Raw genomic sequence first — 18229 nt, forward strand, 5'->3', positions numbered from 1 at the left:
ACGGCAGCCAACGAAACGGATGCCAAAGCCAAGGGAGACGGTTCAGCAGGCGGCAATATTGGAAAAGATAAAGACGGCAAGCCGGTAACGGGAACGGTGGCCATCGGAATCGGAGCAGGCGTTGCCATCAATACGGTAACGGCTACTACCAGCGCGAGCATCGGAGCAGCCCACCATGAAGCAGGTAGCGTAGAAGTACAAGCAATTGCTCATAAAGAAGGCGACATTGCCCAAAGCAGCGATTTCATAGCAGAAGCAGTTTCTGGTGCAGCCGGTGGCAAAGTAGGGTTAGCGGGTTCATTTGCCCTAAATAGCGTAACCAGCAATGCTACGGCAGAAATTAAAGACGGAGCAACAATCGATGTCCATCAAGATGCCGTGAATACCGGTTCCGTAACCATTGAAGCAGAAAACAGAACAACCAGTAAGGCCAGTGCCACTCCGCAAGGAAAAGGGGGAACAGGCGGCAGCTTAGGTTTAGGTGCGTCTATTGCTATGAACATAGAAACGAACAAAGCAATAGCCGAACTTAATGGAGATATCACTGGAGCTGATGATGTTACACTCAAAGCTCTGGGCAACCATGTGATACGAACCACAGCTGAAGCCGGAGCTGCCGGAGGTATCGCTATAACGCCTGTTGTGGGTCTGTCGGTAGTGGACAATATCGCTACGGCAAGCATTAATGAAATCGGAAATGGCAATCTGTTAAAGGTAACAGGTGATATTAACGTTTCCGCCAGCAATACCGGCGACACCATCACAATAGCTAAAGGAGCGGCTGACGGTGGTAAAGCTGCGGTAGGTCTTGCCATAGCAGTAAACGTAATTAATGACGCAGCGAATGCTATGACTGCGCGTAATATTAACGCAGGCGGCAACGTCACCTTTGATGCTAAAGCAAGCGGAAGTGCGGCGGCAGATGCAACAGCAAGCGCCGCAGGCGGTAAAGCTGATACCGGCAGCAAAGCAACACCAGCCGATTCACAGGAACAAGGCGGGGTTGATAAATCCATAGAAGAACAGACCAGCTTTGGTCAAAGCCAGCAAGGCAAAACAGACGGAGAGAAAAAGAAGGCCGGCTCGGCATCCACTAGTGAAGGGAAACTGGCGGTTGCCGCGGCAGTAGGTGTAAACGTAGCGGATACAAAAGCCGAAGCCTACACCATGGATGGCCGGACCATCAATGCAGGCGGTAAACTCACGGTGGCAGCAGCGCACTTTGCTGACGACAGTGCTAAGGCCGATGGTGCGGCTGTCGGAACAGCTTCGGTTGGCATCGGTGCAGCTGTTGCAATCAACACGGTAGACGCTTCAAGCAGCGCAACTATCGGTATTGCGGAACATCATGTAAAAGGGGCCGAAGTACGGGCTGAAGCCCTTGATGATAAGACCAGTTTATTCAGTGCGGAAGCGATGTCTGGCGCTGGGGCAGGTAAAGTGGGCATCGCTGGCTCATTTGCCTTGAACAGTGTCGATAATACAGCTGAAGCGCAAATTAAAACAGGCGCAAAAGTAAATGCCCATGAGGGCGATATCGCAATTTTTGCTGAAACTCTTACCAGCCACAGTGCCAGAGCCGTGCCGACTGAAGGTGGTGGGACAACCGGCGGCAGCAAACTGGGTGTCGGTGCTTCTGTAGCTCTCAACCTGGTTGATGAGAGCACTATTGCAACGATTGCTCAAAATGCACAAGTCCTTGATGCCGGTAAGCTTTCAATTCACGCTGTATCTGCCAGTGATACTCTCACCAAAGCAAATGCTGGTGCAGCAGGCGGTATTGCCATCGATGCCGTAGTAGCGATGACCGAATTAAATCAGACAACACAAGCAACCATCGCACAAAATGCCATGGTTACAACTCATGACGATACCAGCATTAGCGCACAAACCAGCGGTAAAAATGAGGCAATCGCTGCAGGTGATACCAAATCGGAAAAAGTTGGTGTCGGTGCATCGGCAGCAGTCATTCTAAGTAATAGCGGAGCGTCAGTTCCTTTGGTAGCAGCTGTGATTGATGGTGAAGTAACGTCGGGCGGTGGACTTGAACTAATCGCAAAAGCAGATCGAAGCTATAGTGCTTCATCTACGGCCAGTGCCAAAGGGGCCTTGAATAAGGAAGATGTGAATCCGTCTAATGCCAGTGCTAAAACGCTTCAGGACAACCAAAGCTCGCAAAAAGGAACTCCTGGCGGCGGAAAAGTTAAGGTAGCAGCTGCATTAGGCACGGTTTATACCAATGATGATGTAGAGGCTGTGATTACAGACGGGCGAAACATTAGCGCCAATGGTGCTCTTACTGTAGCTGCAGAAAACAAATCTGACGTTAAAGCGGTTGGCAGCGGCGAGGCTGTTGATCCGTTGACGGCAACCGGTATTGGTGTAGGTGTGGCAATGACCATCAACCGCAGCGAAACCACTGCAACAATTGGCGACGGTGTTATCATTGAAAAGGCCGGTGATCTGACGGTAAGCGCGGTTTCGGTGCAGAATGCTAATGCAGAAGCCGTAGCAGGCGCCGGTGCCAAAAGCATTGGTGTTGCCGGTGCCTTGGCCGTAACCGATTCAGAGGTCAATACGAAGGCGGCTGTCAGTCAGGATGTTTTCATTAAGGATGCAGGAAGTACTGCCGTAACAGCGGCCAACACAAGCGTATTGGCTGCCAAGGCCTGGAGTGTAGCTGTGGCAGGAAAAGTAGGTGTTGGTGCAGCTATCGGAGTCGTGGCTGCTGATCATAACGTAAATGCGGCAATTGGTAACAATGTAACCCTTGATGCCAGCGGCGATCTTGCAGTGACGTCCGATAACCATGTAATAAGCAATGCCGAGGCCATCACCGTAGGAGCTGGCGGCAAGGTAGGCGGTGCTGCCGCGGTAGCTGTCAATATCATTTCCACCCAAACGGATGCTCATATTGCGACAGGCAGTCACATCAACGCAGACGGAACGACCTCTGTCGAAGCAGATGCCAGTGAGACAGCGACGACAAGAGCTGCCGGTGCAGGTGCCGGGGGAACAGCCGGGGTAGCGGCTTCCGGTGCAACAACCGTTCTCAATACTGACACCAAAGCGTATATTGACCATAACGTAAACATAAACCAGGCTGATGCATTAGGCTCAAATGCTGCCCAAAGTGTTAATGTCAAAGCAGAGGATCACACCAGTGTTGTAGGTACAGGCGGTGCGGGAGCTGTAGGTGGTACTGCAGGCATTGGCGCAGGTGCAGATATTGGTGTAATTAATAAAGACACAACAGCGTTCATCGGTCATGATACTAAAGTAAATGCCGGTAACAGCGTTTCCGTAGAAGCGATTGCCAGTGAGGAGGTTCGTTCTATCGCTGCCAGTGGTGCCGGTGGAGGAACAGCAGGGATAGCCGGTGCGGCCTCTGTTTATACCATCAACAACGCAACGGCAGCCTTTATAGGTACTATGGCAGACGTGAAAGCTGACGGCAATGTCAAAGTCGCGGCGAAAGATGATACGGAAGCCAACTTGATCGGAGGTTCAGGCGCCTTTGGCGGCACGGCAGGTGTCGGTGCGTCTGCCGGTGCGGCGGTCATTAACAAAGATACGAAAGCGTACATTGCCAATAACGCCAGTGTAACGGCTCTTGGTAACCAGGCAGCAATGAATGCGGAAACAGGCGAGTACCAGGAAAGCTTTCACAATCCGCTTACCAAAGATGTACAGGATGGCAAAGTCATTATGCCTGGCGTAGAAGAAGACGATCAGTATTGGAGTCAGCTAGATGACCTTAACCTCTTAACTAAAATCCGTACTACCACAGCGGAAACAACTGCAATAAAAGGTATCGCCGTTACAGCCACCTCGAAAAATGATATCAAAGCTTCTGTTGCGGCCGGTGCAGGCGGCGGTACGGCCGGCATTGCCGGATCCGGTGCGGTTACCATTATTGACAATGAAACGCAAGCCTTTATCGGTGATAATACCAAGATTAACAATGACAATGCGCAGGCCGGAGCAGATCAAAGTGTGATGGTTGCTGCAGGGACGGACTACTATCATCTTGGGATTGCCGGTTCGGTTGCAGCCGGGGGCACTGTCGGTGTAGGACCAGGTGCTCAAGTGGCTGTTACCACACTGCATACCGATGCACATATCGGTAAGAGCACCGAAGTCAAAGCCGCAGAAGATGTAAAAGTAACCGCGAAAGCGGAAGAAAATATGCTGACTGTTGTTGCAGCTGCTGCAGGCGGTGGTATGGTTGGCGTAGCCGGAGCTTTCGATGTAACTATCATGAACAGTGATACCTCAGCCTACATTGACCAGGCGGCAAAAGTCAGCGCCGATAATAATGTTCTGGTTGCAGCCAGTGACAAAACATCCAGTGCAGCTATTTCCGGCAGCGCAGGTCTTGGGTTTGGCGCAGCAGGTGTCGGCGGTTCGCTCCAGGTTACCGTGATTAACAAAGATACCACTGCTTATATCGCCCAAGGGGCAACTGTAGACGGGAAAGCAAATGGCACTAGTGATCTGACGGTTTACAAAGACCAAGCTAATGGCAGCAGAACAACCGATGACAGCTTCCAGGGGGTAGCCGTTCAAGCGGATAGCAGTGAAGAACTTGTTGATGTTGTCGCCAGTGGAGCTGCCGGTCTCTATGCAGGCGTAGCCGGTGCGGTTTCCGTCAATACGGTTACATCCCATACGGATGCCCATATTGCTGAAAGTGCGAACGTTAATACCGACCAAGCCAATGTTGGCAGTGACCAGTCCGTAAATGTGTCCGCTGTTAACGATCTGGAAATTTTCTCTGTCGGTGGTTCGGTCGCCGGTGGTTTAGTGGGTGTATCCGGCGGTGTTGATGTAGGTGTCATCAGCAACAATACCACTGCCTATATTGGCAATGGCGCAAATGTTAAGGCGGCTGATTCTATCGCTGTAAACGCCTTAGCTACGAAAGAAATTGACAGCTTTGCAGTCAGTGCTTCCACAGGCGTTGTCGGAGTTGCCGGCGGTGTGTCGGTTTACTCTATTGGTTCAGGTTTAAGTGCCGATGCGAAGAACAGCCTGAACAGCAATAATGGGGGCAATGCGCAAGGTTATGCTGACGAACAACTCAAGAAAAATCATGTTTCCACCCTTTTCCAGGGATACAGTGATTCGAATGCAAGCGGCGTAAGCACTGCTTTAGCGAATCAAACCAAAGATTTCTCCGTTACAAAAAATGTAGAGGCTACAACTGTACCGGGAGGTACCAGTGCCTTTATCGGCGACAATGCGACGATCAGTGCAGGTAAAGACGTTACCATAAACGCTAAAGATATGGTTGACTATCGTGTCATGAACGGGGGCGGAGCCTTAGGGGTAACCCACGGTGTCGGTGGCGCAGTTGGGGTGCTCACGCTTGATGCGAACACCGATGCGCACATTGGCAAAAATGTAATCCTTTCCAGCGGTGGTACAGTAGCGGTTAAGGCCGGTACAAAACACAACCTGGAAAGTGACGCCTATGCGTCTGCAGGCGGGTTGCTCAACGCACTGGGGGCAGCCGCTAACTACGTCAATGACGATACGAATACAACAGCCTATATTGGTGAAAACGGCCAGCTCACAGTGAATCACCTTACTGTTGGGGCTGATGCGAGTACAACCACTGACAGCAAGGCGATCAATGCCTCGATCGGCGGTGTAGCGCTTGGTGCTTCTGTAAGTATTACGAATTTGAATGGTAATACGACAGCCTTTATCGGCAGTGGGGCTGCTATTGATGCAACCGGCGATATCACTGTCAGGGCAACCGACGAGGATAATGCTCACGCAGCTGCTGAAGGCGGTGCAGCCGGATACCTCGGCGGACTAGGCGCATCAGTTGCTCTTGTGAACGATACGGGAAATACGACAGCCTTCATTGGAGACAATAGCCAAATTAAGAGTGCGAATTCGATTGGCATTACGGCAGTAAGCGTAGACAGCGGCATGGAAGCAAGGGCGGTCGGTGTTGGCGTAGGCCTTGTCGGTGCCGGTGCCGCAGTAGCCGTATCCGATGTTGATAGTACTACGTCAGCATATACAGGTAACAATGTTCAAATAGGAGAGACGGGTAAATATGTAGGAGCTATTCAAATATCCGCCTCAGGCGACAGCGATGCAACAGCATACACCTTAGCCGGTGCGGCAGGTATTGGCGCAGGTTCTGGTTCTGTTGCCACCGCAAATGTAGATAATAAAGTCAATGCTGTTCTGGGGACTGGAAATCAAGTAGTCAATACCGGCAATATTGCCGTGACGGCACTGGGCAAGGAAAAAGCCGATGCAAAAGCGTCAGGCTATGATGTAGGCGCTCTCGCTGTTGGTGCTTCTGTTGCGAAAGCTAATGTCGATTCGACTATTAATGCACAAGTGAACAGCAGCGTGCTTCTCTCCGCCGGCAACGTCACTGTTGCAGCGACCCATGAAGTTCCTGCCGGTGAATATACTGCCAAATCCGATTCAGTTGCTGCAGGCGGCGGTCTGATCGGTATCAAGGCGACAGACAGCAGCGCCAAAACCAATTCCGATGTCAACGCCTCAATAGAAACCGGTACCCGGATCTATGCCGGCCAAGGAGTAACCGTAGAGGCTGTAAACGACACGAGGCAATCTGCCGATGTATCAGGTATTGTGGGCGGTCTGATTGCCGCTGGCTCCAATAATGCCGACGCCACCTCAAATACCAGTACAACCGCCATCATTGGCGATGTCAACTTCACCGGCGGTGATGTAAAAATTCATGCCGACGGTACGGACGATAACTATGCAGAAGCGACTGCAGGCAGCGGCGGTCTGGCTGCCGGAGCGGCTGCTGATGCAGGAACACATGCATATAACCGTACCCTTGCCCAGATTGGTAAAGGAGCCACGGGAAATGCAATAGCGGCAACCAATCTAAAGATGAAGGCCGAGCATCTGACTAAATTTAATAGCAAGTCAGACAGTATGAATGCAGCAGCAGTTGGCTTTAGCGGAGCTTTTGCTCATAATGATGTTGACACAGCCGTAGAAGCAAAAGTTGCAGATAACACAGTTATTGTGACTACTGGCAAGACCGGAATCGATATTGCCAGTGTCAACAAAGTTCAGCAGGACTACATCGGCGACAATGCAAAAGGCGGAGCCGGTGGTGTCTTTAACGGTTCATCAGTTGAAAGCAACAGCAGTATTGCCCAAGACAGTTCAGTTACGATTGGTGAGAATGCCAGCTTAGCGGCTCTTGGCATGCCGTGGTATGACCAGCCGGTAGTTACGCTAGAGGCAGCCAATGAGATTACTACTTCCGATGAAGTAGTGCTCACAACCGGTGGTGTAGCGCAGAAGCCATTTGCTGAGTCCAATACTACTGCGAACCTTGATGCAGATGTGACAGTGGGTGCTAACGCCAAAATCGTCAGTATCGGCGGAATTGATATCACAACCTATGGTAATAACCGGATTGTAAACACGGCATTAGTAAAAACCTACGGCGGTGTCGGTTTTGCAGGCGGCAGCACCAATTCCGTACTTGACTCGACACAAGAAGTGAACATCAATAAAAATGCCTATTTGCTTGGCTATGGCAACATCAATATTGCTGCCGGGGCAGGCAGAAGCGGCGACAGCAACATGTCCGTAATCGCCGTTACCGATGTATATAACTATACGGCACTGCCTTTGCATACTACCCACAGCGCTTATGCCGAACTCAAAAACAGTAACAACCTAAATATAGCGAATGGAGCAGCCATATCAGGTCTTCAGGACGTAAAACTTGCCGCAGAAGACGGCGGTATCCTCGTTAAAGCATCTGGTACCGGGCATAATCCTTACCTCGATGCGCTTGCCTTCTTAGGGATAAGTAAAAGCGAATCAGATGGCAAGACGAAGACCGTAAGCACCGGGACACTCAATCAGAATGGCGTAGTGAAAGCCGGTATTGAAAATGAAAAGACGGTGAATATCGACCGGAACGGAAATATTACGTTTGGCCAGACTAAAGACCAGGCGAATCTGGTGAATTCTCTTGAGCAGCAAATTGATAAGCTAAAACTTGCATTCGATAAAGCGCCTACAAGCATCGAAAAGCTGGAATTAGTCTCGCGGATTGCTGTTTTAGAGAAAATGAAAAAGCAGGACATCTCAGGACAGGAGGCTACCTATAACCCTGCAAACGATCTGGCTAATCAAATTAATACTCTCAAGCAAGCCCTGGCATCAGCAACGACAGCAGCAGAAAAGGAAGACATTCAGGCCCAAATTGATACATTTGAAATTCTAAAATCAGCTATTGCCAATAAAGATGTTGATATGATCAAAGTTGATCCAATTATGACGGCAGGCGGTAATGTCACGCTTGCAGCCGATGCCATCAATGGCACAGGCACTGTTACGGCCTACGGAGCACCCAAGATTAACATTACCAATGCCAGCAATAAATATCTGCAAGTGAATGGTCTGACGATAGCGAATCAAGATCCCGGCGGAGCAGTCTCCTTCACCGGTTCAGCCGGTAAAGGCGCGTTAACCGTACAAGAAATTGGTAAAAATGGCACACCGGAAATCAATATCCGAAATACCTATGACACATCGTCGAACGGACCGGCTATCTTCCTGACAGGTAATGTCACCAATTTGCGTGGTGACGTCAATATCTTTAACCAATCCGGCGCAGTTGCACAGTTCAGTGATGTTCGGGCAAAAGCTATCGGAATTGAAGTTCCTAACAGTACCTTTGTTGTGAATAATCCTGGATTCTACTTTGCCGGCGGCGCGCCGGAAGGATTTTTAAACTACCTGAACATACTGCCAGGCACGGAGAAGAAAGCCATTGATTTAATAACGAATGTCTACTACAAAGACGAATTTAATAACTGGGTAAAATCAAATCCTAAAATTGTTGAAAATGGTGAAGGTGAATTTACTGATTTCACCTGGAGCTATTTCCTTGCTGATTCTCTTGACAAGCAGCGTGAGAAGCACATTGACAAACCTGGTCATGATTTCTGGGCATCCGTATCCGGCGGTATCACCTATGCCGTAGGTCAATTCCCCAATAAACCCGCTGACTGGGAAGAGCCAGGTGGTGTTCTGTCAACTGTAGTGTTCTATGGGCATGGCTTCTACGGTACGACCCTTACTCCGAGCTATCAAGGCAATCTTAACAGCTATCTTACCAAAACGGCAGGGTACGATGAGTCTGCTGTCAAGTCCCAGATCGGAAATAAAGCGACAATCGCCGGTGGATCAATTGCCATTAACGCCAAGTATATAGACGTTAACGGAACGATCAAATCAGGAATGGCTAGAGATTTTTCAGTCAAAATAAACGAAAATCTTGATGGCTGGATTGCTCAGCAAACAGCTCTCGGTGTTACCGGTGAAGTGGAGATACCAAAAGCGTACTGGTCTGTTATAGACAGCGGCGACAGAAATCCGACCATGACCTATAACTTTAGTACGAACCAGATCCAGGTAGATGATATGAATGTGACCAACGGCTACGTATCATTACGCGGACATATCTTGAGCACCAATACGCTGGGGAATATTGAGGTTATGACCGGTTACGGTGATGTTGATGTAGTAAATAAGAGCAGTAAGGCCCTTGCGATACGAAATATCGATACCAGCAGCAATAATATTGCTCAGGTCAAAATCGCTGATACTGCCAAGCTGCAGCCTTCCGGCAATGCGCTTACTACCTGGTATGTGTATGATATGAAGCAAGGCGGGGTCTCAATTTATGAATCAACTACCGGTGCCAGTGATTACACAGGAGCAACCCTGAAATACTTTACATCAGGTAACGGAGCTCAATGGTATAACCCTGTAGCCAACCAACGGTACCAGTGGACACAAACTGCCGAATTATCAAGGACGTGGGATAGTTCTGCCTATTATTTAACGGAGGCCGCACAGCCAACGGAATGGAAGTGGTCTATACCAGCAGGAAATGGTGCGAATGACCCATGGACGTATACGTCAGGCATTGTTATGGGAAGTGCAAGTGATCCTTACTACACGCAGACGATAGACGTCGATACCAATAAATTTGGCAACAGTATGCAAACAAAAACATTCCATTTCCGTGATGGAGACTGGCTGCTTGGTATGCCGGACTCAGGTGATTGGACGGTTGTAGTACCGACCGAAGCCAAACTCACCGCCGTAAGCAGTGTAAAAGCGGATAATCCGTTTAAAATTCAATTCCATAGCGGTGACGGAACAATTAAGACTACCAGCTCGGTTAATATCGACTCGGCTGCAGGAATTGTTATCGACGGCCAGGTGAAGAACGTTGTCGGTGATGTCAGCCTGACAGCTACAGGCAAAAATATGGGCATTAGTCAGACTGCGGACGCAGCAGTGGTAACGAACAACCTGAATATTAGTGCTGATAACAACATTGGTTCGTCGGCGCAAGCTCTGGCAGTTGATTTAAAAGGCAGCCTTACTGCCGTAAGCGGTAAGGGCAGCATCTATATTGATGCTCCGCAAACAAGCCTTACGATTGCTAAAGCTCATGGTGCAGGTGATATTGTATTAACTGCTGCCGGCGATCTTCATAGTGTTAAACTGAGCGCTAACGCAGCTGCCACTCCGGCGGTAAAGGGTGCCAATGTAGATCTGGTCAGTCTTACCGGTGCGATAGGCAGTGAAGAAAACAACTTCACTTTCGAGGCAGTATCTACTAGCGATAGTAACGGTAAGGTAACCAACGGAACGATCAATGCTCATGCCCGTGGAGATATTAGTTTGCAGCAGACAAATGGCGACATGCGAATTGATGAAATTAAGTCCGAGGAAGGCAATATTCATGTAACCGCCAACAACGGCCAAATTGTCAGTGCAGTTCCGCACGGCATGGTTGATGCTGAGCAAGCGGAAGTCAATCAGGATAGATTAGCCGAATTTGATGCAGTACAAGATACTGTTAAGCCATACCAGTATAACGTCGAGCGCAACTACCGCGAATACTGGCAGCTCCTGCAGCACGGAAAAGTTGTTAATGGCAGCTTTGTGCTTAACAGCGATGCGATAACCGATTTCAAAGACCGGGCGGCAGCAAATCTTGGTATCGATAATCCGACCGATGCTCAAGTGCGGGCCTATGCCGGCAGCTATTACAAAGATGTGACCAATGTATTCACCGATGCCATGGGCAGTAAGTGGGCAGAGCGAACGGAATTTAAACAGTATAATGAAAACTATACCTTTGTCATTACCGGTACACCCACCACTGGGAGAAGTTCTTTACGGGCAGCAGCCCCAACAGCGTCAACAGGTGGAAGAACCTATCAGGAACTCATTGAGGGTGCGGACTGGACACCGAAGTACGAATTCAATAATACCCCGGCAGTATACGCTCCCAATATTGATGCAGGCGAAGGCAAGAAAGTGACTTTCAGCGGAACCAATACAGGCAACGGAATGCCGTCACAGACAATTACTGAGATTCCGTTAACACCGGAGGAAAAAGCGAAAGTTCTGACCGTTGCTGATCAACTGCCAGAAGACTTCCATATTGAAGGGGACAAGCTTGTTATTAAGCAAGCTACCCCGGTATTTGTCAGCAGTGACGATATTGTCAATGTTGATTATGAATCTTCCATTAGCCTTGCCAGCTGGGAAGATCTGAAAATTGGGCACCTCTCTTCGCCAGGAAATATTAAATTAAGTGCCAACAGGGACATTCTCAATGTATCGACTGATCCCGTGGCGATTACCGGCGGCACGAATCTCGAACTTAATGCAGGGCGCAATATTGGCACCGCGGAGAAGGCCTTGACGATTGGTACGACGGGAACAGTAAAGGCGCAAGCAAAAAATAATATTTACTTATCCCGCCCTACCGGTGATATAAACTATACGTCGATAACTGCAGGCAATATTGTTTCTCTCCAAGCCGATGCCGGAAGTATTATGCACAAGGGAATTGGCGGCGGTATTATCGCCGATAAGCTGATTACGAAGAGCGCCAGTGAACAGCTCTTGACGGGAGATAATACCATTCAGGAATTTACCGCAGCTAATGAAACCGGTGATATTGTACTCGTTAATACAGCCGATACCCTTAATGTCCTCGGAATTACCCAGGGTAATGGTGGCACCGTCCTCACCAATTCGGGGGCAATTCAGATGACAGGAAAGACGATTGCCGACTCTCTGGACGTAACAAGTCAGAGCGGGTCAATTGAAGTAACCGATGCAAGCATTAAAAACAGTGCAGTGTTTACTGCTGATACCATCACTATCAACAACTTGAGTCACACCGGAGAGAACCCGCTTCACATCACTGCCACAGGGCAGGATAACGAAATGGCGGATACGATCTCCATGAATCTTCAATCCGATACAGGTATTGTTTTCGATAAACTTACAGGCGATAAAATCCGCATCAATGGACAAACCGATGAACTTAGCTTCTACAATACGACGGTGGGCAGCAGAGCTGATTTCAATAACAGCCATGCGACAGTCATCGCCGACAACCTTCATAAGAAGCTGTTTGGTGATGCATCATTGCAGATTTATCCGCAGCATAAGCCGTTCTATCTGCTAATGGGGAAAGATAATAAGATGTCTACGAATGCATTTATCGTAAATTATGATAATGATTTCATCGTGAATGCATTTGATACGGAAAACAGCTTTATTCGTGTATCTGAAAAACTTTCCAACCGCTTTATCCAAGGACCGGCAGTAGCGCGGAGCAATAACCCGCTGGAGAATATCGCCAAACGGGGGACCCCGACGATTTACCCCGAATCCCATTCGGTTAGTACCAATTCCAATATCATCTTCCATAAAGACAGTGTGGTAAATGTAGATATTACCGGGATGCCGGAAGAGACTTCTACGATTGATAAAGAGATAACAGCTCAGCCAGACATACTGGAAGGCGAACGCACGGAAGACAAACGCGACACAGAATAATCTCAACCAACCAATCAGCCTGCACCAGAATGTGCATTACTGGTGTAGGCTGAAAATACGGAGTGAAAGGCAGAATACAAATGGATAAAAGACAACGTACAAAAGCGCTGCTCGCCTTCCTGCTGTGCTTAAGCACTACAGTCGGCCATGCTGAAGAAGCTATCTTACCGGATGATGCAGAAGCCAAGCATAATGTGCTTCAAGAAGAGACAAAGCAAGAAGCTCCCGAGAGTGTTTATATTCAGACTATCGTCACAAACCGATCGGACATTCTGACACCAGACGAACTTAAAGCCATTACTGTCAAATATGAAGGACGGTCTGTATCCATCAGCGAGTTATCTCAGGCCGTACAAGAAATTAACAGCCTTTATACAAAAAAACAATTTGTTACATCAAAAGCAATCTTACAGCCGCAAAGAATAACAGACGGTATTTTAAAAATTGATTTAGTCGAAGGCCGCATTGGCAAGATTATCGTGGAAGGCAATAAAACCACAAGTGAAGCATACATTAAGGATCGTATTAAGCTGCAAAGCGGGGAGTTTGTCAGACTAGACGCTTTGAACGAGGTGATTTATCGCTTCAATCAGACGAATGACGTGCGTCTCCAAGTGGAACTCAGAGCTGGTGAGCTGCCGGCCACTACAGACTGCATCTTCCGCATTGCTGAACCGGAAGTTACACAGACTATTTTATTTACTGACAATAGTGGTCGTGACACAATTGGTCTTTATCGTGTCGGACTAACCTATATCCATAACAGTCTCACGGGAAATAGGGACAAGCTCGCGCTTACTGGACTGAATTCCCACGGCACGACGGCAGGTGCTTTCGTCTATAGTCAGGCTATCGATACCAAAGGTACGAGGCTCAGCCTGACTTATGATTCCAATCAAGTGACGATGATTTCCGGACCGCTCCAAAATCTGGATATTCAAGGCGATTCCTCCGACATTGGCTTGATTCTCAACCATCCAAAGATTGTGCGTCCTGACTTTAAACTGGAACTGATTGCGGAGGGACACCAAAAGAAATCTGCTACCTCCTTCTCAGGGGAATCCTTACTTGAGACTAAGCTGAAAACACTTGTTGTCGGTGCAGCAACGCAATACAACAAAGAAACCAAAGTGCTATATAATAGACAGGATGTAACGAGAGGATTTGTCGAAGGTGGCCAGTCTTTCACTAAGTACAACTTCTATGTAGTTGAGCAACGAGCAATCAAAAAGGATAGGCTGCTTACCCTTCGTTTTAATGGACAGTGGACACCAACGAATGATCGTCCACTGCCGTCATCAGAACAATTCTCGCTTGGAGGCTCTGGTACGGTCAGGGGATATGATGAAGGGTTTACCAGTGGAAATAGGGGCTATCTTGTAAGTGCAGAACTTAGTTTTCCAACTGCTTCACCAAAAATAAAAGGGAATGCTTTTATCGACCATGGCGGAGTCTACCCTTACGCGGGTAACTGGGAAAGCGGCAATACGTACTTGACAGGTATCGGGGTAGGTGCCAACGTTGCTTTTTCTCCTAAAACATCAGGTAAAGTTTACATTGCTGCCCCTCTTAGCGGCGAAGACAGGTCTATCCATATTCATGCTTCCGTACAATTTGTCTTATAAAATTATTACAATGGTCAATCAATGCATTACTTTAATCACCCTGCAACAAAAATGTTGGTAGGGTGATTTTTTTTTAGAAAACATAGCCATTTTAATCAGCTTATGAAAAAAACAAACAATTATCTTAATATTTTTAATTCTGCAAATATAAGCGTTAATTTACAATAAAGTTACAGTAAAAGTTGCAGTAACAATGGGTACACCATCTTATCTTGGTTGATTGGAGCAAAATAGAAGAGTTGAGGAAACAGGGCAACTCAATCTATTCTAATGCTCCTCAATATAGAAAATAGGGGGAGATAAAATGAAAAAAAGTTTAACTCTGGCGCTTGCAGTAATGTTCGGAACAACTGTAGCTGGCACTGCACTAGCTGCCTCGGAAAATCCTTTTGAAACAGTCAAGTCAAATCATTGGGCATATCCTGCGGTGACTCAATTAGTAAAAGCAGGTCTTGTTGATGGCTATGGAGATGGTGATTTCCGTGGGGATAAAGCAATTACCCGTTATGAAATGGCCTCGTTGGTTGCTAAAGCTATGAGTAACGTCGATAAAGCCGATAACGCCAACAAGGCTTTGATTGATAAACTTAAGGCAGAATATGCTTCCGAACTCAAAAATCTGGGAGTTCGAATGGGTAATTTGGAAAAGAAAGTGAACTCCCTTGGTAAAATGACAATTGGTGGCGAATTGCGCATTCGCTATGATTCTGCCGCTGACGGTGTGCTTGGTTTTACCGATGCAAATTCTGATAAAAAGGAAAACGGTCAGGTGCGGTATCGCTTGAATATGGCGGCAGCTTTGGATGACAACTGGAAAGTGGCGGCTCGTTATGAATCGGCAGCCGCTAAATTCGGCGGCAGCGGCAGTGACAACCCGAATAATCTGGCCCGCGCTTATATAGAGGGTGATGTTGCCGGTATGCATGTGCTTGCTGGCCGCGGCAATTTCAAAACCTTTAATGCCTATACCGGCTGGGATAAAGATAACTGGGAGGGCGGGGGCGTTACGATTGGCAATAAATTAACGTTAGACTTATATGCGATGAAGCATGGCGGTACTAATACTACGACTACTTATACGACTACTTGGGATGATAAAAATAGCGATGGGAAAGTTACTAATGACGAGCTTTCTACTAAAGCAATTACTGCATACAGTCAGAAAAATACCTGGTATAAATTGTCTCAGCTGAAATACGCTTTCTCCCCGGAATTCACTATGGCTGCTCAATGGTTAAAGAATCCGGTCCAAGACAGAGGGATCACAGGTGCCAGTTATGACACAATAGGCATTGGTTTTAAATATACCGGCTGGGACAATCTGGCACTAAGTGCCGAATACGCTAAAAACAGAGCTGCCAAAATTAGAGGAACTATAGGCAATACTATTAGTGATAAAGTAGTTACCAATAACGAACCTAAAGGCTATGAAATAAAACTGGATTACGGCAAGGCGGACAAAAATAAGGTGGGCAGCTGGGCTTCCTGGGTTGGTTACCGATACGCCGAAGATGGTTTTGACCGTGGTGACATGACTACCGGTTTCCGTCATGATAATGCCAGTAAAGCCCGTATGAATAATATTAAAGGCGTAGAAGTTGGCTTTGATTACACCTTTATCAAAAATACCAAATTTGAGCTTTTCTACATTGATGGTAAACCTGTAAATGGCAATGATATTGCCGGTTCGGACAATAAGCGCATGTCATATGCCCAGATGGAAGTATTCTTCTAAAGAATTGGCTGTATTCTCAAAACCGGACGTTAAGGAAAAAGGACTCCTGTCGTAGGGTAACTATGACAGGAGGTTTTTCCATGGGAAAGGTATCGGCAAATTAATCAACGAAGAAAAGACACCTGAATCTAATGAAGAAATTCAGGTGTCTTTACTAGTACGTTTATTTATTTGAGTACATTCTCGAGGGCCCACTTTTTCTGCCAAACAGGATAATCTTTGCCTAAAAGCTCCAACGGTTCGGTCACATACCAATTGTATTTGTTTCTTCTTTCATAAGATACTTGCCAAAACTCAGTACGTTTCTGGCTGTCACGGCTTGAGAAAAGAGGTTTGTTTGTTTCGATATCATAGAACCGTGCCCAGATAGGCGATGCCTTCGGATCTTTTACTACAATTCTGTCACTGCCAAATTCCAGGGTTGGGTCTTTCTGGGTAATGACCTTAATCCCGCTGAGTTTTGTTGAATCCAGCCAGGATACCGCTGACTGAATAGCATCAATAATTTCTGAATTGGGATTGTCAAGACTCATTAGAAACCGAACCACTTTAGCACTTTCCTGGCTGCTGAGGGAGGGGAGTTCGTAGGCACGGCCAGTAGTGGGCTCCAAGGTATTTTGATCGTATTGCTGGCACCAGGCTGTTTTCTTGCCGTTCACAACAATTTGGGTTTTGAGTAACATATCAATACCCTTTTGATATGCGGTTTGACAACGGTTTATTCTTAGTGCGTCAACAAAGGCAAGACCGTCATCTTTATTAAGTACATCGCGTAAGAGATCGAGGACATTAGCCATAGCATTGTCATTGATGGTGATATTTCGCTGATAACCTGCACCTTCGGGAAAGAACTGACTCCAGCCGCCATTGTCATATTGACCGTTTAAGAGGTAGTCTAAGCCTTTGTTAAAACCATTCAGATATTTTTCAGCTTTAGTTGTAGTATACAGCTTACCAAGTAAGCGGATTTGCATATTCGTAGAATCATTGTCAATGGTTGATTTTCTTTTACCTGCGTTTAAATCGCCTACACCAAGAACCGGCTGGGTTATATTTACGTCAGGCTGTAACTTAATCCAGCCACCGTCCGGATTTTGATAGCCCAGGATGTTGTCGGCAACTTTTTGTGCTTCGACGCTGCTGTACCATTCATTTGGCTGGTTAAGCATGGTCGCTATGGTAACGGGACCACCTTTTGCCAGAGGTGCATTATCCTTTTTGACCGGAACGCTGCCTTCCATGACTAGTCTGGTTCTTTTCGGCTCCCATGTAACAGTGAAGCCAAGCTTCTCCATTACAAAGCGGGCCGGTAAGAAGAGGCTGCCGTCCTTTACTTGTGGAGCTATATCGCAGATGGTATCTTTGCCGTTTACTTTAGCTTTAGTTTGATTGACAGTAAGTTCGACCGTATTGCCATTTAGTTCGATGGTTACCTTTTGCGTGGCCTTTGACCAGCTATATGTTCCACCGACGGTTCCAATAATATCCTCCAGTGGCGAGAGAAAAATGTCTTTTTCCATAACCGGTCTTGTCAGCAAACCATCCTCCAAGTCGTGGTAAGCGCCATTAACAGCAAAGTTCGGGTCACCCATAATGATGGTAATTACCTGTTGGACCTTTGCAGGCTGTTCTTTAGCTGCCTGAGAGGGTAGCGGCGCCGCTGCCAGCAGGAAACAAGTGACTGCCAGGACAACAAGCCAAAATCGGTGTTGCTTGTACATTTTGATCAGCTCCCTTATTTGATTGTATTTCTTTCTCATTCTATTGTAAAAAACATTCCAATTCTTCGTAATTAAAGATATTAAGGTTATTCTTTTATATTTTAGGAAACAAAATCGGCTTAGGGAAAATTCTGATTTTCATGAGAAAACAAGGCAATTTTTCTTCAGCCAGTCAATTCCTGTTATGCTATAATAAAACATATATAGAATATTTTGGAAAATGGTGTAATAAT

Annotated in this window: 4 protein-coding genes; 3 read left to right on the forward strand and 1 reads right to left on the reverse strand. The window is 47.2% G+C overall.

Annotation, left to right across the window (positions count from 1 at the left end; translation table 11 throughout):
• The first annotated feature begins 96 nt into the window (after window positions 1-96).
• The 3 genes from RTR76_RS17265 (at window position 97) to RTR76_RS17275 (ending at window position 16275) form a co-directional block, all read left to right on the forward strand.
• The gene (locus tag RTR76_RS17265; protein ID WP_312523058.1) at window positions 97-12915 is read left to right on the forward strand and encodes a hypothetical protein; all 12819 of its coding nucleotides are present in this window, start codon (window positions 97-99) and stop codon (window positions 12913-12915) included.
• A gap of 80 nt (window positions 12916-12995) precedes the next feature.
• Window positions 12996-14540, forward strand: coding sequence for a ShlB/FhaC/HecB family hemolysin secretion/activation protein (locus tag RTR76_RS17270; RefSeq protein WP_312523060.1), 1545 nt, complete (start codon window positions 12996-12998; stop codon window positions 14538-14540).
• A gap of 304 nt (window positions 14541-14844) precedes the next feature.
• Complete coding sequence (locus RTR76_RS17275) at window positions 14845-16275, forward strand: putative porin (RefSeq protein ID WP_312523062.1); 1431 nt, start codon at window positions 14845-14847, stop codon at window positions 16273-16275.
• 167 nt (window positions 16276-16442) lie between these two features.
• Here the strand turns inward: RTR76_RS17275 and pelA are convergent, their stop codons facing one another.
• Window positions 16443-17996 carry a pectate lyase gene (gene pelA / locus RTR76_RS17280; protein ID WP_312523064.1) on the reverse strand — a complete coding sequence of 518 codons (1554 nt, stop codon included), beginning with the start codon at window positions 17994-17996 and terminating at the stop codon, window positions 16443-16445.
• Between the last annotated feature and the right edge of the window lie 233 nt (window positions 17997-18229).

The sequence above is a fragment of the Anaerospora sp. genome, from assembly GCF_032013335.1.
In the GTDB taxonomy this organism is placed as follows: domain Bacteria; phylum Bacillota; class Negativicutes; order Sporomusales; family DSM-15969; genus Anaerospora.